The organism is Sphingobacterium puteale (assembly GCF_003627955.1).
GTDB classification, from domain to species: Bacteria; Bacteroidota; Bacteroidia; order Sphingobacteriales; family Sphingobacteriaceae; genus Sphingobacterium; species Sphingobacterium puteale.
Genome location: NZ_RBWS01000047.1, coordinates 1 through 1097, shown reverse-complemented (window position 1 = coordinate 1097; position 1097 = coordinate 1). Strand labels below are relative to the sequence as shown.

Here is a 1097-nt window from a genome sequence, read left to right as displayed (position 1 = left end):
GCTGAATGTACTGGAAGAATAAGGATCGGCTAACTCCGTGCCAGCAGCCGCGGTAATACGGAGGATCCGAGCGTTATCCGGATTTATTGGGTTTAAAGGGTGCGTAGGCGGCCTGTTAAGTCAGGGGTGAAATACGGTGGCTCAACCATCGCAGTGCCTTTGATACTGACGGGCTTGAATCCATTTGAAGTGGGCGGAATAAGACAAGTAGCGGTGAAATGCATAGATATGTCTTAGAACTCCGATTGCGAAGGCAGCTCACTAAGCTGGTATTGACGCTGATGCACGAAAGCGTGGGGATCGAACAGGATTAGATACCCTGGTAGTCCACGCCCTAAACGATGATAACTCGATGTTGGCGATAGACCGCCAGCGTCCAAGCGAAAGCGTTAAGTTATCCACCTGGGGAGTACGCCCGCAAGGGTGAAACTCAAAGGAATTGACGGGGGCCCGCACAAGCGGAGGAGCATGTGGTTTAATTCGATGATACGCGAGGAACCTTACCCGGGCTTGAAAGTTAGTGAAGGATGCAGAGACGCATCCGTCCTTCGGGACACGAAACTAGGTGCTGCATGGCTGTCGTCAGCTCGTGCCGTGAGGTGTTGGGTTAAGTCCCGCAACGAGCGCAACCCCTATGTTTAGTTGCCAGCAAGTAATGTTGGGGACTCTAAACAGACTGCCTGCGCAAGCAGAGAGGAAGGTGGGGACGACGTCAAGTCATCATGGCCCTTACGTCCGGGGCTACACACGTGCTACAATGGATGGTACAGCGGGCAGCTACATAGCAATATGGTGCTAATCTCTAAAAGCCATTCACAGTTCGGATTGGGGTCTGCAACTCGACCCCATGAAGTTGGATTCGCTAGTAATCGCGTATCAGCAATGACGCGGTGAATACGTTCCCGGGCCTTGTACACACCGCCCGTCAAGCCATGAAAGTTGGGGGTACCTAAAGCATGTGACCGCAAGGAGCGTGTTAGGGTAAAACCGATAATTGGGGCTAAGTCGTAACAAGGTAGCCGTACCGGAAGGTGCGGCTGGAATACCTCCTTTCTAGAGTATCGCGGACCGGTACTCGTCACGTTACATATGATTGA

Annotated in this window: 1 rRNA gene; it reads left to right on the top strand. The window is 52.4% G+C overall.

The features are described 5' to 3' along the window. Window positions 1-1053 (top strand): 16S ribosomal RNA (locus tag D7322_RS28260); the annotation flags it as partial. Between the last annotated feature and the right edge of the window lie 44 nt (window positions 1054-1097).